General features: G+C 36.7%; 24 protein-coding genes. 15 read left to right on the forward strand and 9 right to left on the reverse strand.

All coding sequences use genetic code 11. The features are described 5' to 3' along the window. The 8 genes from JJJ02_RS12345 to tuf all read left to right on the forward strand — a co-directional run. Positions 1-885: hypothetical protein (locus JJJ02_RS12345; RefSeq protein WP_240839217.1), on the forward strand; the 885-nt coding region annotated here is incomplete at its 5' end. Between the two features lie 22 nt (positions 886-907). Further along, positions 908-2,449, forward strand: coding sequence for an ABC transporter substrate-binding protein (locus tag JJJ02_RS12350; RefSeq protein ID WP_240839218.1), 1,542 nt, complete (start codon positions 908-910; stop codon positions 2,447-2,449). Continuing rightward, complete coding sequence (locus JJJ02_RS12355; protein WP_240839220.1) at positions 2,449-4,074, forward strand: ABC transporter substrate-binding protein; 1,626 nt, start codon at positions 2,449-2,451, stop codon at positions 4,072-4,074. Before JJJ02_RS12350 ends, JJJ02_RS12355 begins: the two co-directional genes overlap by 1 nt. A gap of 96 nt (positions 4,075-4,170) precedes the next feature. Next, entirely contained in the window at positions 4,171-4,428 is a 258-nt protein-coding gene (locus JJJ02_RS12360; RefSeq protein WP_111717035.1) for a ribosomal L7Ae/L30e/S12e/Gadd45 family protein, read from the forward strand. Positions 4,429-4,514: 86 nt separating this feature from the next. Then, the gene (rpsL, locus tag JJJ02_RS12365) at positions 4,515-4,937 is read left to right on the forward strand and encodes a 30S ribosomal protein S12 (RefSeq protein WP_096077874.1); all 423 of its coding nucleotides are present in this window, start codon (positions 4,515-4,517) and stop codon (positions 4,935-4,937) included. 114 nt (positions 4,938-5,051) lie between these two features. Continuing rightward, positions 5,052-5,522, forward strand: a complete 471-nt coding sequence (gene rpsG / locus JJJ02_RS12370) for a 30S ribosomal protein S7 (protein WP_096077875.1) — start codon at positions 5,052-5,054, stop codon at positions 5,520-5,522. Positions 5,523-5,626: 104 nt separating this feature from the next. Further along, positions 5,627-7,708: an elongation factor G gene (gene fusA / locus JJJ02_RS12375; RefSeq protein WP_239243131.1), complete on the forward strand. Its 2,082-nt coding sequence runs from the start codon at positions 5,627-5,629 to the stop codon at positions 7,706-7,708. A 148-nt stretch (positions 7,709-7,856) separates the two neighbouring features. Continuing rightward, complete coding sequence (gene tuf / locus JJJ02_RS12380) at positions 7,857-9,044, forward strand: elongation factor Tu (RefSeq protein WP_111717039.1); 1,188 nt, start codon at positions 7,857-7,859, stop codon at positions 9,042-9,044. Positions 9,045-9,107: 63 nt separating this feature from the next. Here tuf and JJJ02_RS12385 read toward each other — a convergent pair whose 3' ends face one another. The 3 genes from JJJ02_RS12385 to JJJ02_RS12395 are packed head-to-tail and all read right to left on the reverse strand — an operon-like array spanning position 9,108 to position 12,620. Continuing rightward, positions 9,108-10,286 (reverse strand): amidohydrolase, encoded by a 1,179-nt coding sequence (locus JJJ02_RS12385; protein WP_111717041.1) that lies wholly within the window; start codon positions 10,284-10,286, stop codon positions 9,108-9,110. Continuing rightward, positions 10,273-11,460 carry an amidohydrolase gene (locus JJJ02_RS12390; RefSeq protein ID WP_240839222.1) on the reverse strand — a complete coding sequence of 396 codons (1,188 nt, stop codon included), beginning with the start codon at positions 11,458-11,460 and terminating at the stop codon, positions 10,273-10,275. The genes JJJ02_RS12385 and JJJ02_RS12390 overlap by 14 nt, the downstream gene beginning before the upstream one ends. Further along, a complete protein-coding gene (locus tag JJJ02_RS12395) occupies positions 11,445-12,620 on the reverse strand; it encodes an amidohydrolase (RefSeq protein ID WP_240839224.1) in 1,176 nt (391 codons plus the stop codon). The genes JJJ02_RS12390 and JJJ02_RS12395 overlap by 16 nt, the downstream gene beginning before the upstream one ends. A gap of 157 nt (positions 12,621-12,777) precedes the next feature. Between JJJ02_RS12395 and JJJ02_RS12400 the strand changes: the two genes are divergently transcribed. The 5 genes from JJJ02_RS12400 to JJJ02_RS12420 all read left to right on the forward strand — a co-directional run bounded on the left by JJJ02_RS12400 (position 12,778) and on the right by JJJ02_RS12420 (position 18,273). After that, the gene (locus JJJ02_RS12400; RefSeq protein ID WP_239243128.1) at positions 12,778-13,968 is read left to right on the forward strand and encodes a glycine C-acetyltransferase; all 1,191 of its coding nucleotides are present in this window, start codon (positions 12,778-12,780) and stop codon (positions 13,966-13,968) included. A gap of 177 nt (positions 13,969-14,145) precedes the next feature. Beyond that, positions 14,146-15,099 (forward strand): NAD-dependent epimerase/dehydratase family protein, encoded by a 954-nt coding sequence (locus JJJ02_RS12405; protein ID WP_239243127.1) that lies wholly within the window; start codon positions 14,146-14,148, stop codon positions 15,097-15,099. A gap of 192 nt (positions 15,100-15,291) precedes the next feature. Further along, a complete protein-coding gene (locus JJJ02_RS12410; protein ID WP_240839226.1) occupies positions 15,292-16,362 on the forward strand; it encodes a branched-chain amino acid aminotransferase in 1,071 nt (356 codons plus the stop codon). 92 nt (positions 16,363-16,454) lie between these two features. Next, positions 16,455-17,489: a PTS sugar transporter subunit IIC gene (locus tag JJJ02_RS12415; RefSeq protein ID WP_240839228.1), complete on the forward strand. Its 1,035-nt coding sequence runs from the start codon at positions 16,455-16,457 to the stop codon at positions 17,487-17,489. Positions 17,490-17,580: 91 nt separating this feature from the next. After that, complete coding sequence (locus JJJ02_RS12420) at positions 17,581-18,273, forward strand: HAD family hydrolase (RefSeq protein ID WP_111717055.1); 693 nt, start codon at positions 17,581-17,583, stop codon at positions 18,271-18,273. A 48-nt stretch (positions 18,274-18,321) separates the two neighbouring features. Here JJJ02_RS12420 and JJJ02_RS12425 read toward each other — a convergent pair whose 3' ends face one another. Together JJJ02_RS12425 and JJJ02_RS12430 are read right to left on the reverse strand one after the other, a co-directional pair. Next, a complete protein-coding gene (locus JJJ02_RS12425) occupies positions 18,322-18,978 on the reverse strand; it encodes a deoxynucleoside kinase (protein ID WP_240839230.1) in 657 nt (218 codons plus the stop codon). Further along, positions 18,959-19,579, reverse strand: a complete 621-nt coding sequence (locus JJJ02_RS12430) for a deoxynucleoside kinase (RefSeq protein ID WP_240839232.1) — start codon at positions 19,577-19,579, stop codon at positions 18,959-18,961. Before JJJ02_RS12430 ends, JJJ02_RS12425 begins: the two co-directional genes overlap by 20 nt. A 73-nt stretch (positions 19,580-19,652) precedes the next feature. Between JJJ02_RS12430 and tadA the strand changes: the two genes are divergently transcribed. Then, positions 19,653-20,147 carry a tRNA adenosine(34) deaminase TadA gene (gene tadA, locus JJJ02_RS12435; RefSeq protein ID WP_255724876.1) on the forward strand — a complete coding sequence of 165 codons (495 nt, stop codon included), beginning with the start codon at positions 19,653-19,655 and terminating at the stop codon, positions 20,145-20,147. A gap of 54 nt (positions 20,148-20,201) precedes the next feature. Further along, a complete protein-coding gene (locus tag JJJ02_RS12440) occupies positions 20,202-21,068 on the forward strand; it encodes a Cof-type HAD-IIB family hydrolase (RefSeq protein WP_240839234.1) in 867 nt (288 codons plus the stop codon). A gap of 171 nt (positions 21,069-21,239) precedes the next feature. On the opposite strand, the gene JJJ02_RS12445 is transcribed toward JJJ02_RS12440, so the two are convergent. From JJJ02_RS12445 to JJJ02_RS12460, 4 genes are read right to left on the reverse strand one after another with little or no spacing between them, the layout of a single operon-like run. After that, positions 21,240-21,794 (reverse strand): sugar O-acetyltransferase, encoded by a 555-nt coding sequence (locus JJJ02_RS12445; protein ID WP_239243123.1) that lies wholly within the window; start codon positions 21,792-21,794, stop codon positions 21,240-21,242. A gap of 9 nt (positions 21,795-21,803) precedes the next feature. After that, the gene (gene folE2 / locus JJJ02_RS12450) at positions 21,804-22,682 is read right to left on the reverse strand and encodes a GTP cyclohydrolase FolE2 (RefSeq protein WP_111717062.1); all 879 of its coding nucleotides are present in this window, start codon (positions 22,680-22,682) and stop codon (positions 21,804-21,806) included. A gap of 13 nt (positions 22,683-22,695) precedes the next feature. Further along, positions 22,696-23,358 (reverse strand): bacillithiol biosynthesis deacetylase BshB2, encoded by a 663-nt coding sequence (gene bshB2 / locus JJJ02_RS12455; protein WP_205757173.1) that lies wholly within the window; start codon positions 23,356-23,358, stop codon positions 22,696-22,698. Positions 23,359-23,371: 13 nt separating this feature from the next. Beyond that, positions 23,372-23,728 carry a YojF family protein gene (locus JJJ02_RS12460; protein WP_240839236.1) on the reverse strand — a complete coding sequence of 119 codons (357 nt, stop codon included), beginning with the start codon at positions 23,726-23,728 and terminating at the stop codon, positions 23,372-23,374. Positions 23,729-23,808: the final 80 nt, after the last annotated feature.

Consider the following 23,808-nt stretch of genomic DNA (forward strand, 5'->3'; position numbering starts at 1 on the left):
ACGGAAACACCGACGTTAGAACCAATGACAGAGTTGCCAACTGTAGTGATTCCGATGACGGAAGTGCTAACAACAGAAAGACCGATAGTGGTTATTCCGACGACAGAAGCGCCGACTTTAGAACTAACAACAGAATTGCCAACAGTAGTTATTCCATCAACGGAAACACCAATAGTAGAAAGACCAATGACAGAAAGACTGACAACAGAGAGGCCGTCATCTGAAACAATCATAGACCGTCCAACAACAGAGCGTCCAGTCGTAATAGTTCCGTCTACTGTTGAGTTGTCATCTATACCTCAATCGTCTACGGAATTACCTAGTGTGCTCCCTCCTGTAGATCATAACAATGTGGAAACCGAAGGTCGAGACAGTTCTATTATTGATGTAGATTTTCCAGATGTGAATCCGGTAGATATCAATGTGACATATCAACCGACAGGTACATTAGTACCGGATGATGAGCGTATTGTACCAGATGGTGATGTTACACGTAGTGTTGTTTTTGAAGAACATTATGAAGCATTATCAGAAATATTACGTAATCCATACCTTCCTCTTATTGAAGAGGAGAGTAATAATGATGATGAACGTAATGATGTTCTGGACATTTTGATTGGTCTGAAGCCTCTTAAATTACCAGAAAATAGTACAATTGTATACAGAGATAATAATGTAAAACATAAAGATAATAATCAAAAGATTAAGCATGATGACAAAGAGAATATCGAAGTTGCGAAAGCTAATAATGATAAGTCGGTAGATAAACATCCTTTAGACTTAGATGTGAAAGATTTTCTTGTAGCTACAGTTAAAGGGCCAGTAGATGTTCCGGACCCTGCTTTACCTACTTTTATTTCGGGATTAGGTGGTTTTAGTTTTTAAATAACGAGAGAGGAGATTTGAGATGGTTGATGTAGATGAAAAATTATTAAAGCTTTATTTATATATGCAACATAATGATTTTTCACGTGAAGCTGTCTCAGATTTCCTTGAAATCTCTCAGAGACAGTTATCTCGATTAATGAATAAGTGGAGTGAAGATGGCTTTATATTATTTAACAGTGGTGTTGGACGAGGGAATGCCACACAAATTGATTTTCTTAAAAATATAGAAGCAGAATTCATCAATCATTTAATTAGAAATTTAGAAGATTACGATGTGCAGCAATTACAGTCCATTATGTCTTTAGATATGTCGGCAAATTCAAAGCGCATATTACGTTTATGTATTGAAGAGGTACTGTACAGTCGTCGTGATTTTTCTGTGGAGCAGTTTAATTTCATTGATTATCTGTATCGTATTCCAGAACGTATTCATCCGTTAGAACCGTTAGATATTGCTTTAGTGACAGTGCTTTCAAATGTAGGAGAAAGATTATATACCGTAAAAGGTAATGAAGTTAGAAAGACGTTAGTTATTTTTGATGAGTGGATTGGCAATGATCTGATGATTCATCTGCAAAGGGATATTCATTTTTCAAATGGTGATTTATTATTTGCTGATAATGTTGTCCAGGTTTTGACTAATTTAATTGAAGCGAAATCTGATTTACCTGGACTCAATGATGTATTGAGTGTGGAAGTGGTAGATACTTTTAAACTCAAGATTTCTATGCGTAAAAAAAGTGATTTGATTAAATATATATTAAGTCAGGATTTTGCGACTATCTATAAAGTAAAAGCCAATAAGATACTCTTTACCGGACCATATTTTGTTCACTCATTAAAGCCTGATATTTTAATGTTAAAACTCAATCCATATTATACGACGAAAATCCCTGATATTACGGATGTATGGCTAATCAATGATTTGAATCAGTATCAGGATTTTGTGCAGCGAAAAGATTTAAAAGAGGAACATACGAGGATAAGATATAGTATGGACTTCCTGACATTTAATCCGAATTGTCATATGACACTTGAAGAACGTAAACGTCTTGCGCGCATAATATTAGGAGAAGAGCAGCCGGAAATATTTATTGATAAATTGAGAATGCTAGGAATTAAAGGGTCCAGAGATACAGTAAGAAAAGTGATTGAGACGTTTAATGCATGCGTGAAGTCCTTTGAATATGTGGAAGTAACGATCGAAGACTATATTACTAAACCACTTGAGCATTTTGATGTCGATGTAGTAATGATGAATGAAGCTTTACCGATGCATCAAAAGTATTTTAACTTGTTACTCAGTGAAAAGTTTTCTACATGGACAAAGCAGTATAAGGAAAGTGAATATCTGCAGTATATTTATCAGCATAAAGCGATAGATTACTGGCAATATGCCGAACATAACTATGAACAGTTTTTAATCCAAAATGGACTCATTGTAATATTAGATTACTTCGGGAAAAAAGTGTTGACGATGGATAGTTTTAAAGATTATGAGGTAACTGACTTTGGAGTCGTTAAATACGATTCGATTATATCTGTGGAAGAGGAGAAATAATGATTGATCAACGTATTATTGAACTAGAATATTATATAAATCATATCGATGACTTCACACTGGATATTATTGCAGAGAAAATGTTAATCTCTACAAAACAATTAAGTCGTTTATTGAAGACATGGGATGAAGAAGGTTTAATTGATTATACGCCAGGTCGTGGTCGCGGTAATAAAATGAAAATAGAGATTTTACGCGATATCCAGACAGAGATTATCAATGATATTGAGCGCAATATCGACATGATGAATGTTAAGGATTTACAAAAAGTCTTGCAACAGCCTTGGCGTCATAATGCATTTGTGAAATTACAGGAAATCGTCGATGATAAAATTAGCGAAGAGGTAATCGAGGATAGCAATGAGCTCATTGAATGGGTGCATCAAATGCCGGAAAATCTACATCCTGCACATATTAATGATTATTTAGGTGCGCAATTAAGTCATCAATTTTTTGATACATTATATCGTGTTTCTGCCACTGGAAAAATTATACGCAGTTTAGTAAGCGTAGACGAATGGAAAGATGACGCATTACATATTCATCTGAAGAAACAGGTGAAATTGTCGGATGGCTCTTTATTAACAGCGATGGACGTAAAAGATAGTCTCGATTACTGTGGTAGTGAAGAATGCCCGTTTGCGGCGCTATTTTCTGAGATAGAACATATTGAAGTTATTAACGATTTTTATCTTATTATTAATTTTAGTAAGCGTCCAAAATATTTTAAATATTTACTTTCGCAGAAATATAGTGCGATCTACAGACTCATTGATGCGCACACTTTAATTGGAAGTGGGCCATATCAGTTGTATGAGTTATCAGAAGATAGTTTAACGATTCGTTATAATTTGTTTTATAGAGGACATTTGCCAGATATTGAAAGAATTAAATATTTGAATAAACGTAGTGAGAAGAATCATTTTGATTCGTATAAAAAAGATAATAATGAAGTTGTTTATATTAATATTGGGGAAGAGTTTCTTTTATTTAATCCACATAAAAAATTATCAATTAAGCAACGTGAATATATTAGTCGTATATTTATGGAGACGATGGAAGAGTTTACGGAAACAGAAATCAATAGGGATGTTGCAAATACAACATTAGATGAAAAAGTGAAGCTTGACGTCAAGAATCAAATTTTACGCCCGTTAAAAGTTGTTGTGAACAGCCAGACAAAAGTATTTTTTGAAGCGATGCAACGCCGTTTACTTAAGGATGACATTCAATTACTATTTATCGAGATGGATTACCTGGAGTATATTAATACAAACTTAATGGCGCTTGATGTTGATTTCGTATGGATGTACGAGAATTATCATAGTTTACAACCTTATAAAACGATTGATCTATTGAGACAGTGTAAATTCCAGGAATGGTATGGTCAACTGACAGAAGGCTATAAGATAATGAATGATTTATATTATAAAGAGAATGATGCGCCAAGTAACGTGGGATATCAATATTTAAAACGATTAACTCAAAAAAACTTATATTTACCGATAAGAAAAGTTAGAAGGAAAATATATGTTGATACCTTTACGAAAAATATTGATGCATTACCTTATGGCATCGTGAATTATATTGATGTTATTTTGGATAAGAAGGCAATACGTAATTAAAGTAAAAAAATATTGAAATATAATTGACTTATACCTAAAATGATGATAGTATTATTTAGGTTGATGAGTAGCACTTAATAGCTTTGGAGGATTGCAATGTCTAATGAAAAAGTTATGCACTCTAGTCAATATGTAGTGGGACTTAAGGAGTCTGTAAAAGCACTTAAGAAGGATCGTGTAGCATCTCTTGAGATTGCGTGCGATACCAATATCCACTTATTAACTACCGTGCTATTACTAGCATACCAAAAGCAATTACCTATTGAATTCAGTAAGTCTAAAGACGCGCTGGGTAAACAATATGGCATTCAAGTGAGAGCAACTGTTGTTGCACATTTGAAATCCGCTTTGTAAGGCGGTATTCTTACAAATCTTTTTTTACCTAAAAAATGAACCACCTGGATGTGTGGAATTAAACAAAAGAGAGGAGGACATTCAAAATGCCAACTATTAACCAATTAGTTAAGAAGCCAAGAACTTCAAAAGTTAAAAAATCAACTGCGCCTGCATTAAACAAAGGTTATAACAGTCATAAGAAAAAAGCTACTGATTTAGCATCTCCACAAAAACGTGGTGTATGTACTCGTGTAGGAACTATGACACCTAAAAAACCTAACTCAGCGTTACGTAAATATGCACGTGTGCGTTTATCAAATAATATTGAAGTTAATGCTTACATTCCTGGTATCGGACACAACTTACAAGAACATAGTGTAGTACTTATTCGTGGAGGACGTGTTAAAGATTTACCGGGGGTACGTTACCATATCGTACGTGGAGCATTAGATACTTCAGGTGTTGACGGCCGTATGCAAGGACGTTCTTTATACGGAGCTAAAAAACCTAAAGCTAAAAAAGCATAATTTTAATTTAAATCATGCACTTACTGTTTAGAGAATATTTCATTTTTGTAAATGTAGTGTTCTCACTAGACATCGAAAAATAAAAAAAATATACTGAGGAAGGAGGATATTAATATGCCTCGTAAAGGACCTGTTGCTAAAAGAGACGTATTACCGGATCCAATTCATAATTCAAAATTAGTTACTAAATTAATCAACAAAATTATGATCGATGGAAAACGTGGTACTGCTCAAAAGATTTTATACAACGCTTTTGAATTAGTTCAAGAACGTTCTGGTCGTGATTCTATGGAAGTTTTCGAAGAAGCGATCAACAATATCATGCCTGTATTAGAAGTTAAAGCTCGTCGTGTTGGGGGATCTAACTACCAAGTACCTGTAGAGGTACGCGCTGAGCGTCGTACAACTTTAGGATTACGTTGGTTAGTAAACTACGCACGTCTTCGTGGTGAAAAAACTATGGAAGAGCGTTTAGCTAACGAAATCTTAGATGCTGCTAACAACACTGGTGGTGCTGTTAAGAAACGCGAAGATACACACAAAATGGCTGAAGCAAACAAAGCATTTGCTCATTACCGTTGGTAAGATAAAAGTTAACCCTTTAGTAATTGTATACAGCTTGCTGTCTTCAATTTACTTGAGGGCTACTTTCTTAAAATAAACCAATCCTGGAAGGAGAAAGAATACCCATGACAAGAGAATTCTCTTTGAGCAACACTCGTAATATCGGTATCATGGCCCACATCGATGCTGGTAAAACGACTACTACTGAACGTATTCTTTATTATACTGGTCGTATCCACAAAATTGGTGAAACACATGAAGGTGCTTCACAAATGGACTGGATGGAACAAGAACAAGAACGTGGTATCACAATCACTTCAGCTGCTACAACAGCTCAGTGGAACGGTACGCGTATCAACATCATCGATACACCTGGACACGTAGACTTCACTGTAGAAGTTGAACGTTCATTACGTGTACTTGATGGAGCGGTAACAGTACTTGATGCACAATCAGGTGTTGAACCACAAACTGAAACTGTATGGCGTCAAGCTACTACATACGGAGTTCCGCGTATCGTATTCATCAACAAGATGGATAAAACAGGTGCGGACTTCAAATATTCTGTAGGTACTTTACACGACAGATTACAAGCAAATGCACACCCAATTCAAATGCCAATCGGTGCTGAAGATCAATTCAACGCAATCGTAGATTTAGTTGAAATGAAATTACACACTTATACAAATGATTTAGGTACTGACATTGAAGTATCTGATGTTCCTGAAGAATACTTAGCAGATGCAGAAGCAATGCGCGAACAATTAATTGAAGCTGTTGCGGATGTTAACGAAGATTTAATGGACAAATATTTAGGTGGAGAAGAGATTTCAGTTGAAGAATTGAAAGCTGCTATCCGTCAAGCTACTTGTGATGTTGAATTCTTCCCAGTATTAGCTGGTACAGCATTCAAAAACAAAGGTGTTCAATTAATGTTAGATGCTGCAATTGCATACTTACCATCACCATTAGATGTTAAACCAATCGTAGGTCACGAAGTTGACGATAAAGATGCTGAAATCATCGCTAAACCAGATGATTCTGAGCCATTTGCTGCTTTAGCGTTCAAAGTTATGACTGACCCATTCGTAGGTAAATTAACATTCTTCCGTGTGTATTCTGGTACATTAAACTCAGGTTCTTATGTACAAAATGCTACTAAAGGCAAACGTGAACGTGTAGGACGTATCTTACAGATGCATGCTAACTCACGTGAAGAGATTTCAACAGTTTACGCTGGAGATATCGCTGCTGCAGTAGGTTTAAAAGATACAACTACTGGGGATACTTTATGTGATGAAAAGGTTCAAGTAATCTTAGAATCAATGGAATTCCCAGAACCAGTTATTCACTTATCTGTTGAGCCTAAATCTAAAGCTGACCAAGATAAAATGACTAACGCATTAGTTAAATTACAAGAAGAAGATCCTACATTCCATGCGCATACTGATCCTGAAACAGGACAAGTTATCATTGGTGGTATGGGTGAGCTTCACTTAGATATCCTTGTAGACCGTATGAAACGTGAATTTAAAGTTGAATGTACAGTTGGTGCGCCAATGGTATCATACCGTGAAACGTTTAAAACAGCTGCTGCCGTTCAAGGTAAATTCTCACGTCAATCAGGTGGTCGCGGACAATATGGTGACGTTCATATTGAATTCTCACCTAATGAAGTTGGAGCTGGATTCGAATTCGAAAACGCTATCGTCGGTGGGGTAGTTCCTCGTGAATATATTCCTTCAGTTGAAGCGGGTCTTAAAGATGCAATGGAAAACGGTGTATTGGCTGGATATCCATTAATCGATGTTAAGGCTAAATTATTTGATGGTTCATACCATGATGTCGATTCATCTGAGATGGCCTTCAAAGTAGCTGCTTCATTAGCTTTAAAAGAAGCTGCTAAAAAATGTGATCCTGTAATCTTAGAACCTATGATGAAGGTAGAAATCGTAATGCCTGAAGAATACATGGGTGATATTATGGGTGACGTTACAAGTCGTCGTGGACGCGTAGAAGGTATGGAAGCTCGTGGTAACGCACAAGTTGTTCGTGCATTTGTACCTCTTGCTGAAATGTTCGGTTATGCAACTAACTTACGTTCTAATACACAAGGTCGCGGAACTTACTCAATGGTGTTCGATCACTATGAAGAAGTACCAAAATCAGTATCAGAAGAAATCATCAAGAAAAACAAAGGTCAATAATCTGTAAATACTTGAACGGTGCACAGTTCAATATATTGCAATTTAAGACTAAATGATTTATAAATGAATTATGTATTCCCTCATGAGGGTGAGAATCTCTCATGAGTAATATTAAAAAATTAACTTAAACTTAAGGAGAGATTTCGAAATGGCTAAAGAAAAATTTGATCGCTCAAAAACACATGCCAATATTGGTACTATCGGTCACGTTGACCACGGTAAAACAACTTTAACAGCTGCAATTGCAACTGTATTATCAAAAAAATTAGGTGGGGAAGCTCGTTCTTACGACCAAATCGATAACGCACCTGAAGAAAAAGAACGTGGTATCACAATCAATACTTCACACATCGAGTATGAAACTGACAAACGTCACTATGCTCACGTTGACTGCCCAGGACATGCGGACTACGTTAAAAACATGATTACTGGTGCTGCTCAAATGGACGGTGGTATCTTAGTAGTATCTGCTGCTGACGGTCCAATGCCTCAAACTCGTGAACACATTCTTTTATCACGTAACGTAGGTGTACCTGCATTAGTAGTATTCTTAAACAAAGTTGACATGGTTGACGATGAAGAATTATTAGAATTAGTTGAAATGGAAGTTCGTGACTTATTATCTGAATACGATTTCCCTGGCGACGATATTCCAGTAATCGCTGGTTCTGCTTTAAAAGCATTAGAAGGCGAAGAAAAATACGAAGAAAAAATCATGGAATTAATGGATGCAGTTGATGAGTACATCCCAACTCCAGAACGTGATTCTGAAAAACCATTCATGATGCCAGTTGAGGACGTATTCTCAATCACTGGTCGTGGTACAGTAGCTACAGGACGTGTTGAACGTGGACAAGTTAAAGTTGGTGAAGAAATTGAAATCATCGGTTTAACTGAAGAGCCATCTAAAACAACTGTAACTGGTGTTGAAATGTTCCGTAAATTATTAGATTACGCTGAAGCTGGTGACAACATTGGTGCATTATTACGTGGGGTTTCACGTGAAGATGTTCAACGTGGACAAGTATTAGCTAAACCAGGAACTATCACTCCACATACTAAATTTAAAGCTGAAGTTTACGTATTATCTAAAGAAGAGGGTGGACGTCATACGCCATTCTTCACTAACTACCGCCCACAGTTCTACTTCCGTACAACTGACGTAACTGGTGTAGTTAACTTACCAGAAGGTACTGAAATGGTTATGCCTGGAGACAACGTTGAAATGAACGTTGAATTAATCTCTCCAATCGCGATTGAAGACGGAACTCGTTTCTCAATTCGTGAAGGTGGACGTACTGTAGGATCAGGCGTTGTATCTGTAATCGAAAAATAATATCACTTTTGTGATTTTTAAAACCCACGAGGGACGCCTCGTGGGTTTTATTTTATATTTTTACTATTCTTTTTCTAGTGTATCCATATGTTCTGCTAAATTGACAAATACTCTAACCCCATTGAGCAATCCATTTTCGTCCATATCAAATTTTGGATGATGATGTGGAAAATCAGCTTGTATTGTTTCATTTCTAACTCCAGTGTTAAAATAACATCCTGGTCTTTCCTGAAGAAAGTAAGCAAAATCTTCACCACCAAGAGATGGTGTTCCTTCTAATACTTCATCAATTTCTGAAATAGCTTCACTTAAATTTTTAAGCCATAATGTTTCTTTTTCACTGTTAATTAATGCAGGATAACCGTCTGTGTAGTTTAATGTAATATTAACATTAAAGCTCTTTTCAATACCTTCGATTATTTCATTTATTCTTTCTATCATTACATCTTTAATCGATTTATCATACGTGCGCAATGTACCGCTTAAATGCGCAGTTTCTGCAATAACATTAAAGGCATTGCCACTTTTAAATTCTCCAATCGTTAATACACCTGTTTTAATCGGATCGATGCTACGAGAGACAACGGTTTGTAGTTGTGTGATTAAGTAGCTAGCTGCGATAACTGCATCATGTGTCGTATGTGGCGCAGCACCATGTCCGCCTAATCCATGTATATCAATTGTAAATGCATCGGCAAATCCATATGAAGGACCGGTAACAAAACTCACTGCATTACTTTCCAGGTTGCTTGAAGTGTGTGTGCCAAATACGTAGTCTACCCCATCTAAAACACCTGCTTCAATCATTGATTTAGCACCACCTGGTAAAACTTCCTCAGCATGTTGATGACAAAGAATGACTGTTCCTTTAAGTTCACTTTGATGTGCTTTTATGATTTTAGCAGTAATCAGCAGCATTGCTGTATGACCATCATGCCCACAAGCATGCATTACACCCGGTACTTTTGATTTATAAGGTACGTCTTTCAAATCCTGAATAGGTAATGCATCAAAATCCGCGCGGAGTAATACTGTTGGGCCAGGTAATTTACCTTCTATCACACCATATAACCCATTACCTCCAACATTACGCGTTACTGGAATATCTAGCGCTGTTAAATAATTTGCGATATACTCGGCTGTTTCTGTCTCATGAAAAGAGAGTTCCGGATGCATATGCAAATATCTTCTTATTTCAATCAACTCTTCTTTATATTGGTCTACCGTTTTATACCATGTCATCTACAGCCCCCCCTTGTTCAAAGTAATCAACAGTAGCTTGTAAGAATACTTTTACTGCATTCAACATACCTCTTTCATCAATATCAAACTTTGGATGATGATGAGGGAAATCTGCCTTAAAGTTCTCGTTACGTGTACCAGTATAGAAAAATGAACCTGGAACGCGTTGCAAGTAATAAGAAAAATCTTCTCCGCCTAGAGAAGGCTCAAGTTCAACAAGTTCTTCTACGCTCTCTATTTTGCGAGCAGCACTAACAATTAAGTCTGTTTCGTTTGTAGTGTTTACAACTGGAGGATATCCTTTTAAATATTTTAATTCATAAGTGATTCCCATTGTTGTTACGAGTCCTTCCAGACATTTTTTCAGTTCTTTATACATTAAATTTTGTGTTTCTGCATTAAATGTTCTTATTGTCCCAGCTATTTTAGATGTATCTGGAATAACATTGTTCTGATCACCTGCTTCTAATTGTGTAATAGATAGCACTGCAGGAGTCGTTGGATTTGTTTTACGTGAAACAATATATTGAAGATCATTACATAAGCGTATTGTTGCTGCAACTGGATCAATCGTCGTATCTGGATGTGCGGCGTGCCCCCCTTTGCCTTGAATGGTAATCCAGAAATCATCAGGGATGCCTGTAGCTGTCCCATATTTATAACCAATCTTTCCTACATCTAAAGAACTTGACACATGTTGACCGATAATAGCATCCACACCACTTAAACAATTGTCTGCTATCATTTGTATTGCACCACCAGGATCAACCTCTTCAGCATGCTGATGAATGAATACTAAATTTCCGTTCAGTTTATCAAAGTTTTCTGATAGGATTTTCGCTGTAATAAGTAGAACCGCTGTATGTGCGTCATGCCCACAAGCATGCATAACACCTGGAACTTGTGATTTATAAGGCACTTCTTTTTCATCTTGAATAGGTAATGCATCGAAATCAGCACGAATAGCAAGTGTAGGTAAATCAGGATTTTTAATTAATCGTCCTACGACACCGCGTCCACCTACACCGGTTTCGACTTCAATACCTAAATCAGATAAGTAATCAGCGATAAACTGGGGCGTTTCCGTTTCTTGAAATGATAGTTCAGGGTTCATATGAAAATGACGACGTAATGCTACAAGTTCGTCATAATACTTCTCTATTTGTTTAAACATAGTACACCTTCTTCTAATAATATATTTAAAAATAATTTTGTAGCATCATTCATTGCAGATTCATCAAAATCAAATAAAGGGTGATGGTGAGGTGCAGTTATGCCACGTTCTTTATTACCAGCAGCGGTAAAGAAGAAAGCGCCTGGCTTATGCTGTAGATAGTATGAGAAATCTTCACCAATCATCACTTGTTCCATTTCATTAAAGGATAACCCGGAACGTTCTGAGGCACGTTTAATAACATCCACACATTCATTATGATTGATAACAGCAGGATAACCGTCGATATAATCTAATGTGTATGTTAATCCTTTTGCAATCGATAGTCCTTTTAATTCATTTTCCATCGCTGTTTTTATCAGCGTTTTTATTTCAGAATCGAATGTTCTCACTGTGCCGGTACAAAAAGCCTTATCGCTTATAATATTAAATGCATTACCAGCAACAACTTTTCCGATAGTAAGTAAGGCTTCACTTGTTGGGGGAACATTTCTGGAAACGATAGTCTGTATATTTGTAATAAATGTTGCCATCGCCACAATCGCATCTATTGCTGTATCAGGATGAGCACCGTGTCCGCCTTTTCCTTGTATTGTGATATCGAACATATCCGGACTAGCCAGCATCGCATCGTATTTACAATGTATCGCTCCATGTTCAAAAGGTGACCATAGATGATTGCCGTAAACTCTATCCACGCCTTCAAGGGCACCATCATTGGTCATTGGTTCTGCACCACCTGGAGCAAGTTCTTCAGCAAATTGGAAAAGTAGAACAATGGTTCCATTAATATTGTCGAAGTGTTTATCTAATATGCGTGCTACTCCTAGCAGAATAGAAGTATGACCATCATGACCACAGGCATGCATAACACCATCATTTTGTGATTTGTACGGGACGTCTTTTTGATCCTGAATCGGCAGTGCATCAAAATCAGCACGCAAAGCGATTGAAGCACCACTACCATTTGAAATGGTTGCCACTAATCCTTTCTCACCGACACGTTCTCTAATCGAGAAATGTTTGAGCTGCTGTAATTGCTCAAGAATAAATGCATAAGTATTTGTTTCTTCAAAAGACAGTTCTGGATGCATATGTAAAAATCTGCGGTCTTTTATAAGTTGCTCCGTTTCATTTTGTACGAGCTGCTGGATATCCAAGTGGCTCACTCCTCTACAGTATAATGTTATTAGTGTAACAGAGAAATTAGAATATTTAAACTTCTTAATCTGGCCGAAACCGTTTACTTATTCAATAGCAGTTCATTATAACTTATGTTATGATGTAAATGAAAATTACATTCAAGGGGTGCTTAAAATGTCTAAAGTATTAGAACAGTTCTTAACAGAGAATTTAAATTATTTAAAAGACAACGGTCTATACAATGAAATTAATGTTGTTGAAGGCGCAAACGGTCCAATCATTAAAATTAAAGGTAAAGAATTAATCAACCTTTCATCTAATAACTATTTAGGTTTAGCTACAAATGATCGCATGAAGAAAGTCGCTAAAGAAGCTGTAGACTCACACGGTGTTGGTGCAGGTGCAGTACGTACAATCAATGGTACATTAGATTTACACGTTCAATTAGAAGAAAAATTAGCAGAATTTAAAGGTACTGAAGCTGCAATTGCATACCAATCAGGATTTAACTGTAATATGGCAGCAATTAGTGCAGTTATGAATAAAGAAGATGCAATTCTTTCAGATGAATTAAACCATGCATCTATCATCGACGGATGTCGTTTATCTAAAGCGAAGATCATCCGTGTAAACCACTCAGATATGGACGATTTACGTGCGAAAGCAAAAGAAGCGGTTGAATCTGGACTTTACAAAAAAGTAATGTATATTACTGATGGTGTATTCTCTATGGATGGAGACGTTGCAAAATTACCAGAAATCGTTGAAATTGCTGAAGAATTCGGTTTAATCACTTATGTTGATGATGCACACGGTAGTGGTGTAATGGGTAAAGGTGCAGGAACAGTGAAACATTTCGGTCTTCAGGATAAGATTGATTTCCAAATCGGTACTTTATCAAAAGCAATCGGTGTTGTTGGCGGATATGTAGCTGGAACACAAGATTTAATCGACTGGTTAAAAGTTGCTTCACGTCCATTTTTATTCTCTACTTCATTAGCACCATCAGATACGCGTGCGATAACTGAAGCAATTGATATTTTAATGGAATCTACTGAATTACATGATAAGTTATGGGAAAATGGTAACTACTTAAAAGACGGCCTTAAAAAATTAGGTTTCGATATCGGTCATTCAGAAACACCTATTACTCCATGTATTATCGGTGATGAGAAAACAACTCAAGAATTCTCTAAACGTTTAATGGAAGAAGGCGTATATGCTAAATCTATCGTCTTCCCAACTGTGCCAAAAGGTACAGGACGTGTACGTAATATGCCAACTGCTGCGCATACTAAAGAAATGTTAGACGATGCTTTAGCAATTTATGAACGCGTCGGTAAAGCATTAAATATCATTAAATAATTTGTAAATCTTAAAATAATATGAACAAATCACAAAAGAGTGGGAATTTCCCACTCTTTTTATGTATCTCCCTAATGGACATGTAACCGTTTTTATTATAGAATGAATGTGCAAATAATTAAAAATCATTACATTTGTACTTTCGAGAAAGACAAATGTACATAAAGGGGTATAAACATGAAAAGAATTATGATTACTGGTGCATTAGGTCAAATCGGAACTGAATTGACACTTAAATTACGTGAAATTTATGGTGTAGACAATGTATTAGCTACAGACTTACGTCGTCCAGAAGAAGGCGCAAAAGTTTTAGAAGGTCCTTTCGAAGAGTTAGATGTAACAGATGCTGAACGTATGGACAAATTAGCTGCAGACTTTAAAGCAGATACTTTAATGCATATGGCTGCATTATTATCAGCAACAGCTGAGAAAAATCCGGTATTCGCATGGAACTTAAATATGGGCGGTTTACTGAACGCATTAGAAGTTGCACGTAAATATAACATGCAGTTCTTTACACCTTCTTCAATCGGTGCATTTGGACCAAGTACTCCAGCAGACAATACGCCACAAGTAACAATACAACGTCCTACAACAATGTACGGTGTAAACAAAGTTTCTGGTGAGTTATTATGTGACTATTACTTCCACCGTTTCGGCGTAGATACACGTGGTGTACGTTTCCCAGGTCTTATCTCACACGTTAAAGAACCAGGTGGCGGTACAACTGACTATGCAGTAGAAATTTACTTCAAAGCGATTCGTGAAGGTAAATACACTTCATACATCAACAAAGGTACATTCATGGATATGATGTTTATGGATGATGCGATTGATGCAATTATCAAGTTAATGGAAGCACCTGCTGAAAACTTAAAAGACCGTAACGCATTTAATGTTACAGCGATGAGTGTAGATCCAGAAATGATCGCTGCAAGCATTCGTAAAGTAATGCCAGACTTCGAACTTGATTATGATGTAGATCCAGTACGTGAAGGTATTGCACAAAGCTGGCCAAACTCAATCGATGCAACTGAAGCGAAGCAACAATGGGGATTTGAACCTAAGTTTGATTTAGATGCAATGACGAAAGAGATGTTAGATGCAATTAAATTAAAAGAAAACAAATAATCGATAAATCTTATAAATAATCCGAAGAAATGCGTAGCAATTATTGCGAATTTCTTCGGATTTTTTTGATTTTTAATGTAAGCGTTTTAATTGTATAAAAGAATTAGAATTTTCTAAAAACTCATTGAAAAACGAATTTAGAGTTGCTATACTAAGTGACATTAATAATAAATTTTGAAAGGATTGAATGAAATGGTAGCTGTATTTGAAGTGGAAGAACGAATGCATAAACAGCAAAAGCCTGATCCTGAAAATTTGGGATTTGGTCAATTTTTTACAGATCATATGTTTTCAATGGATTACTCACAAGAAGAAGGTTGGCATAATAAAAAAATCATCCCTTATCAGGAAATCTCCATGAGCCCTGCTTCGCAAGTGCTTCATTATGGTCAGGCAGTTTTTGAAGGACTGAAGGCTTATAAGACACAAGATGGTGTTCAGTTATTTCGCCCCGATCAAAATTTTAAACGAATGAATCAGTCATGTGAACGATTAGAGATGCCTCAAATAGACGTTGAAGAAATGATACAAGCTCTTAAACAGCTTGTTGCACTAGAAGAAGCGTGGATTCCAGATGGCGCAGGTCAGTCTTTATATATTAGACCGATTGTATTTGCGAACGAACCTTTCTTAGGTGTACGACCAGCGATTAGCTATAAATTTCTGATTCTTTTATCACCAGTTGGAGCTTATTATGGAGGTGGACAATTATCACCTACCAAAATCTATGTTGAAGATGAATATGTTAGAGCAGTTAGAGGTGGTGTAGGATTTGCGAAAGCAGCAGGCAACTATGCTGCAAGTTTAATTGCTCAATCTGGAGCTGAAAAATTAGGATACGACCAAGTGTTATGGCTAGACGGTGTAGAACAGGCGTATATTGAAGAAGTAGGGAGTATGAATATATTCTTTGTTATCAATAATAAATTTGTAACACCTGAACTGAATGGCAGTATATTACCGGGTATTACACGTAAGTCGATTTTAGAGCTAGCTGAGCATTTAGGATATGTTGTGGAAGAACGTCGCATCGGTATTCAGGAAGTTGTGGATAGTGCAAAAGATGGCAGTTTAACCGAAGTATTCGGCGCAGGAACAGCAGTCGTTATCTCACCGGTTGGCGAGATTAAATATAAAGATGAAGTATTAACGATTGGCGATGGCAATACAGGTAAATTAACTGAAGAACTATATAATGCGTATACAAGCATTCAAAATGGTTCAAAAGAAGATCCGTTTGGATGGTGTATTTCAGTAGAATAAATAATAAGGAGAGTGGTCAATTATGGATATTCATATTTGTAACGATAAAGAAGGTCATATTATGTAAAAACTAAAAATAGGAGTGGATAATTATGGAACATGAGATGCGTAAAAAAGCATATTTTAAAGATCGATTTGAAAAAGGCGCACAAGGTATCTCAGCTGGTATCTTTGTATCTCTCGGTGTAGGGATGCTATTAAAGTCGCTTGGAGGTTTATTACATTTTGATTTATTAGTTCTTTTCGGTACGATTTCGATGTTAATTTTAGCACCGGCACTAGGAGGAGCTATCGCTTATAGTTTAGGCGCAAATGGTATTACATTAGTATCTGCGATGGTTGCTGCAACGATTGGCGGTAACGCATTAAAAGAAGTAAATGGAGCTTTTACAATCCAGACAGGACTTCCAATCGGTGCAATTATCGGTGCAATCGTAGCAACGTATGTTGGTAAGAAAGTAACTGGAAAGACGATTCTTGACATGATGGCAGTGCCAACATCTGCAGTACTTGCTGGTAGTTTAGCTGGATATTATCTGGCGCGTGTCGTGGAACCGGCATTAGTCGTTATTTCGAAATCGATCGCTCAATCTGTAGAAGGACAACCGCTCATCTCGTCTGTAGTGATTGCACTCGTATTTGCAGTTATCGTAATGACACCAGCATCATCAGCAGCGCTGGTTATCGTTTTACAACTTGACCCAGCATCTTCTGCCGCAGCACTTGTCGGTATCTCAGCACAATTTGTAGGATACACAGCTATGGGATTAAAGGATAATGATTTAGGTGGTTTCTTGGCACAGCTCGTTTGTACACCTAAAGTTCAGTTCCCGAACATTGTAAACAACCCTAAAATTATGGTAGCGCCACTTGCAGCTGCTGCAATCAGTGGACCAGTTGCAATCCTTGGATTTCATTTAGGCGTACCATATGAAATTGGTGGTATCGGCTTATGCGGATTTATCGCACCGATGCAGATTTTAAATGATCAAGGCGTTGTACCATTTACGCAATTTATGATTGCGGGGGTCTTATTACCACTTGTAGTAACATATGTATTACATTACGGTGTTGCACGACGTTTTAATCATGTAAAAGCGGGAGATTTAGTTTTAGAAATCAAATAAATAAAATATCTCACTCAAAATAGAGTGAGATATTTTTGCGTGAAGCGGGTATAAAATTAATAAAAGTGAAGTTAAGGAGTAGAGAAGGATTATGACGAAATTAATCGTATTTGATAAAGACGGAACATTAATGAAATTAGGACATCCGTTGGTAAAGTTAGCTGATGACTTGATCAATGAATTTTCAGTGCGTACTAATATACATGTGCCGAAATCTGAAATAAAAGACGCGTTCGGTATTGTCGATGATCATGTTGATAAATTGATTGGCGCAAAAACAACAAAGACTATCGTCTCAAGTTTAGAAAAACTTCCGAATGGTGATGCGATGGCAAGCTGGTTACTTAAAAAGATTGAACATACAACGTCTGACAATGAAGCGGAAGACATCGAAATGATTGAAGGTGTTCAGGACACATTGAAATCTTTACATGATAAAGGTTATCTGCTTGCGATTGTGTCTGCGGACGACACAGCATCGATGGATTTATTTATTGATAAATATAACATTCGTGCATACTTCGATAAGATTATTACGAGTGATTCCACTGATTATCATAAACCACAAAAAGAACTGTTACAGCTGATCATGGATGATTTAAATGTTGTCAAAGAAGATACGATGATGGTTGGTGATACAGAGATGGATGTAGAACTTGGGCAAAATGGTGAAGTTGGTAAAATCGTTGGCGTATTATCAGGATCAGGCGATCAACAAGATTTGCGTAATGCCCACGTCGTTCTAGGTAGTGTTGCTGAGATGATTGATAAACTTGAGTTATAAAATAATAAAAAGATGGTACGGTAAATTTTTACCGTATCATCTTTTTATTTATCTTTGATGCATAGCTCTATGCGTTTCAATGACTTTTGCGATTTTCTGAATAACAGGATCCAGTGAATCGATATCGTCATACACATCATATTCATTAATATTGACACGTACGACTGGACAGGCGTTGAAACCATCAATCCACTTTTCATAACGCGCAAATAAGGCACGCCAGTAAGCTTCATCAGTTTCAATTTCCATTTGACGTCCACGTTCTGCAATACGATTAATCACAGATTCATAATCGCATTCTAAATAGATTAAACAGTCAGGTTTAGGGAAGTATGGTGTCATCACCATGGCTTCATATAATTCATAATACGTTTTGAAGTCTTCAGCCGTCATCGTACCGCCTTCTTCATGCATCTTAGCGAAGATATCAACATCTTCGTAAATAGAGCGATCTTGAATAAATCCACCACCATACTCAAACATACGTTTTTGTTCTTTGAAGCGTTCTGCTAAAAAGTAGATTTGCAGATGGAAGCTCCAACGATCAAAGTCAGCATAGAATTTTTCAAGATAAGGATTATTATCAACTTTTTCGAAAGACGTTTTAAAGTTTAATTTTTCAGCTAAAGCTCTTGTTAAAGAAGATTTACCGACACCTACTGTGCCAGCGATAGTAATAATTGCATCATTTGGTATTTGGTACATTGTGTTCTCCAATTCTCGCGGTAATGCGTTGTAATATTTGTTCGAAATCTTGTGGATTATTTACAAAATCAAGATGTGTCGTATCGATGAGTAAGGTTGTATCACTATCTTTCATAGATTCGTATACATTTTTATAATCTTCGGTTAACTTAATTAAATAATCATCTTCAATAATCTGTTCGAAGTCTCGTGCACGCTTGGCGATACGTGTCTTTAAAGTATCAAGTTCTGCTGTTAGGAATATCGTTGCATCAGGCTCTCTAATATCTTCAGTTAGAATATCATAGATACGGATGAATTTATCATATTCATTATCGTTTAAAGTATTCTTTGCAAACACTTTATTCTTTAGAATGTGATAATCGCTGACTACAGCTTTATCTTTACTTAACTCACTTAACTCTTTGTATCGATGGCATAAGAAGAACATCTCGGTTTGAAAGCTCCACTTTTCAATGTCAGCATAAAAGTCTGAAAGAAAAGGATTCTCTTCTACGATTTCGTACATCGCAGGAACACCTAGATGTTTAGAAAGTAAAGTAGTTAATGAACTTTTGCCGACACCGATAGGACCTTCAATTGCAATATATAAAGGTGTCATAATAATCTCCTCTAATGTAGAATAAAATAGTATATAGTATTGTAACACAAAAATTATGAAGGTGGACGATAATTTGAATCATGAAGTTTATATGAAACTTGCAATTGAAGAAGCGCATAAAGCTTTAGCGATTGATGAAGTACCGATTGGTGCTGTAGTAGTCCATCACGGTGAAATTATCGGTAGAGGGTTTAATACACGGGAGTCCGAACAAAATCCGATTCATCATGCGGAGATGAAAGCAATTCAGGCAGCAAGTGAACATTTAGGGACGTGGCGCTTAGAGGAATGTACTTTGTATGTAACACTGGAACCATGTGTGATGTGCAGTGGAGCTATCGTGATGAGTCGTATACCAATCGTTGTTTACGGTGCACATGATGAAAAAGGTGGGTGCAGTGGCAGTCTGATGAACTTACTCAATCAACGGGAATTTAATCATCGGGCAACTGTGATTAGTGGGATATGTCATGATGAATGTAGTAATTTACTGAAAGATTTCTTTAGAATTTTGAGACAGAAAAAGTTACTCAAAAAACAAAAAAAACTTAAAAGTGAATTATTTTAGATATCGCTTAAAAAATTTGTTAAACTGTATGTATTCAAATGAGGAGATGAGCCCATGATTAAACTAATTGCAACCGATATGGATGGAACATTATTAAACAGTGCACATGAAGTATCTGAAGAAAATATTAAGGCGATTGAATATGCACAATCAAAAGGTGTTACAGTTGTCATTGCTACAGGACGTGCATTCTATGAAGCGAATACTCCTATTAAACCGACAGGATTAAAAGTACCATTCATTTGCTTAAATGGTGCGGAAGTGCGTGATGAGGAATTCAATATTAGACATACTTCGAAATTAAGCGATCAACAGATTAAAGATATTACTTCGATATTAGATAAGTACAATTTGTATTATCAGGTATACACAAGTGCACGTATTTATACGGAAGATAAAGAGAAAGACTTACAAATTTATCTGGATATCGCAGAAAAGATGGGACACACACCCGATGTAGAAAAAATACGCAACGCTATCCAGAAACGAATTGATAATGGATCACTAAAAGAAGTATCAAATTATCAGGAAGTATATGAACGTGATGGTGAGATTGTGATGAAATTCTTAGCCTTCTCTAGTGATTTAGACAAAATTGATACAGCTAAAGCGGAACTTGCCCAGTTTAAACATTTAGCAGTATCTGCGTCATCTCGTGGTAACATTGAAATCACACATAATGATGCACAAAAAGGGATTGCATTAGAGGCGCTATGTGAACAGCTAAATATCACGATGGACCAAGTGATGGCGATTGGTGATAATTTAAATGATATTTCGATGATTGAGAAAGCGAAGTATTCCTTTGCAATGGAAAACGGTACAGATGAAGTAAAAGCAGTAGCGCGTTACATGGCAGGATCTAATGAAGACAGCGGTGTCGGACGTGCAATTATGCAAGTGATGAATGGAGAAGTTTAGATTTCACAGAGCCAAACAAGTCCGATATAAGTGATATATCGGACTAAACAATTTGTAATCTGGTGCGACGTGTCCAATAACGTAACAATATTGGACACATCTCAACAACTAATACGATACATATCCAATTAAAAAGCGATGATACCCACAAGTATCATCGCTTTCATCATATTATTCTATTACTTGTATAACGCGGGCTGGTACACCTGCGACTACAACATTATCTGGTACGTCTTTGGTTACGACAGATCCACTGGCAATCACTACGTTATTGCCGATTGTCACACCTGGATTGATCACACTACGTCCACCAATCCAGCAATTATCTCCAATCACAACAGGCTTAGCATACTCTAAACCGCTATTGCGCTGGGTAGGGTCAATCGGATGAGTTGCTGTGTAGATATGCACGCCAGGTGCTATCATACAATTATCACCAATAGTAACTGGTGCTACATCTAAAATCGTTAAATCATGATTAGCATAAAAGTTTTCACCCACATGAATATTATAACCATAGTCACATCTGAAATCAGTTTCAATCATTACATTCTCTTTTGACGAACCAAGAATTGCTTTTATACGTTTTTCACGTTCTTCCGCTAAATTCTCAGGCGTGTTATTATACGCACGTACAGTCAATTTAGCGTTCAAACGATCGTTCTTTAATTCTAAATCACTAGGGTCATACATTAATCCGGCAATCATTTTTTCTTTTTCAGACATAGCAATCACCTATTTCTTATAAGTTAGTCGAGCGAATGCATCGTGCTGATGAATGGATTCTTCATTACGACATTCAATTGTGAAACCTTCAATGAAATCTAATTCTACTAAATCAGCTGCGATTAATCGTAATAAGTCTTCAACGAAACGAGGGTTTTCATACGCACGTTCAGTTACTGATTTCTCATCTGTACGTTTTAATATAGGATATAACATTGAACTTGCATTGACTTCCATCGCTTCTAAGATGCGTTCTTTAAAATCTTCAGGTAATTCACCTTCTGGCGCGAAGTCGGCTTTCACTGTCACAATTCCACGTTGGTTATGCGCAGAGTATTCACTGATTTCTTTAGAACATGGACAAAGTGTTGTTACCATTGCTGTTAATGTTAATGATTTATTGACTGTCGTCTCATCTTCAACTGTCATAGAAAAACGCGTATCTGCATGTCCGATTGCACGTAAATTCGTTACCGGACTGAAACGGTCAAAGAACCATTTCGCATCTACATCAACGGTCGCATCTTTTTGATGCATTACTGTTTGTAAAGTGACTAACACTGCTTTTAATGTTTCAAAGTCAAGTGATAAACCATTTTCATAATGGGCTTCAACTGATTCTAAAATACGACTCATGTTAATGCCTTTTTCATCTTTAGCTAAATGTGTAGATAAGCTAAATGTTCCTGCTGTTTGATATCCATCCAGACGGACTGGATATGTTAAATTTTTAATACCTACATGATCGATTTCGAATAAAAAATCTTTTTTTGAACTTTGCAGGTCAGTCATCTTTTCTTTCTCAGTAGGTTTAGTCCCCTTGATTGGATCTACTGAACCGAAATGTTTCCAGCGACCTTCACGTGTATTTAAATTATATTGATCCATCTCATTCTCCTAATTAAACTTCGTATTCGTAGAAGCGTTCTTTTCGAAGCCACATATCTTTTGCCGCTTCTGCTTCTTGTGTATTGGCTGCTAAATTTTCTAGCATTGGTCCTGTTTGCGATGCATGGGCACCTAATACATTCATCTTTCTTTCTTCATATCCCGAAATATCATATTCAACATTGGGTTCGCCAATATTCTCAACGGTATCATTACTAAAAGCGACTAAATGTAGTTTAGGTTTCTCACCGTCCATACGACGGACTGCTTCAACGACTGCATCCGCTGTTGCTTCGTGATCCGGATGCACTGAGTAACCTGGATAGAACGAAATAATTTTTGAAGGATTTAATTCATTAATTAATCCTGTAACCATATCCGCTAAGTCATCTAGTAATTCAAATTCTAACGTTTTATCACGGTAACCCATTTTACGTAAGTCGGTAATCCCCATTACGCGACATGCATCTTCTAATTCTTTCTCACGAATCTTAGGTAATGTTTCGCGTGTTGCAAATGGTGGATTTCCTAAGTTTCTTCCCATCTGTCCTAATGTGAGACATGCGTAAGTGACAGGCGTACCTGCATCGATATGTTTCATAATCGTACCTGATACACCGAATGCTTCATCATCCGGATGAGGGAAGATTACGAGTACTTGTCTTTCTTGTTCCATCATCATTTCCCCCTTAAACTTCAAATGGTGTTTCGCTTATTTCAAGAGCTGCTGCAAGCTGTCCTTGATAGTTTAATCCTGCCATTAAGAAACGACCTTGCTTGTCAATTTCGAAGTGTGTTAAACCTTGCACATAGATCCATCCGCCATTTAATTTTAAACCGACACGGTAAGGTTCTTTTCCGCCGCCAGTAATAATCCCTTGTATATATGATACTTGAATATTATGTAAGAATGTACCCGCATTGAACACTTTTTCGTCAAAGTGACTTGCATAAGCCCCATTCGTTGTTTCTACATGTAAATAGACAGGCTTCTCTTGAAATTGATTCAATAGCTCCTGTACTTGTTGTTTTTCGATTAATTCCATCTTCATTGCTCCTCAAAGTTTATACTAGACTATTTTACTAAATAAATTGTAAAAATTATACCTTTTGAGCTTGCATAAGA

This window comes from Macrococcus sp. PK (genome assembly GCF_022501545.1).
Classification (GTDB): domain Bacteria; phylum Bacillota; class Bacilli; order Staphylococcales; family Staphylococcaceae; genus Macrococcoides; species Macrococcoides epidermidis.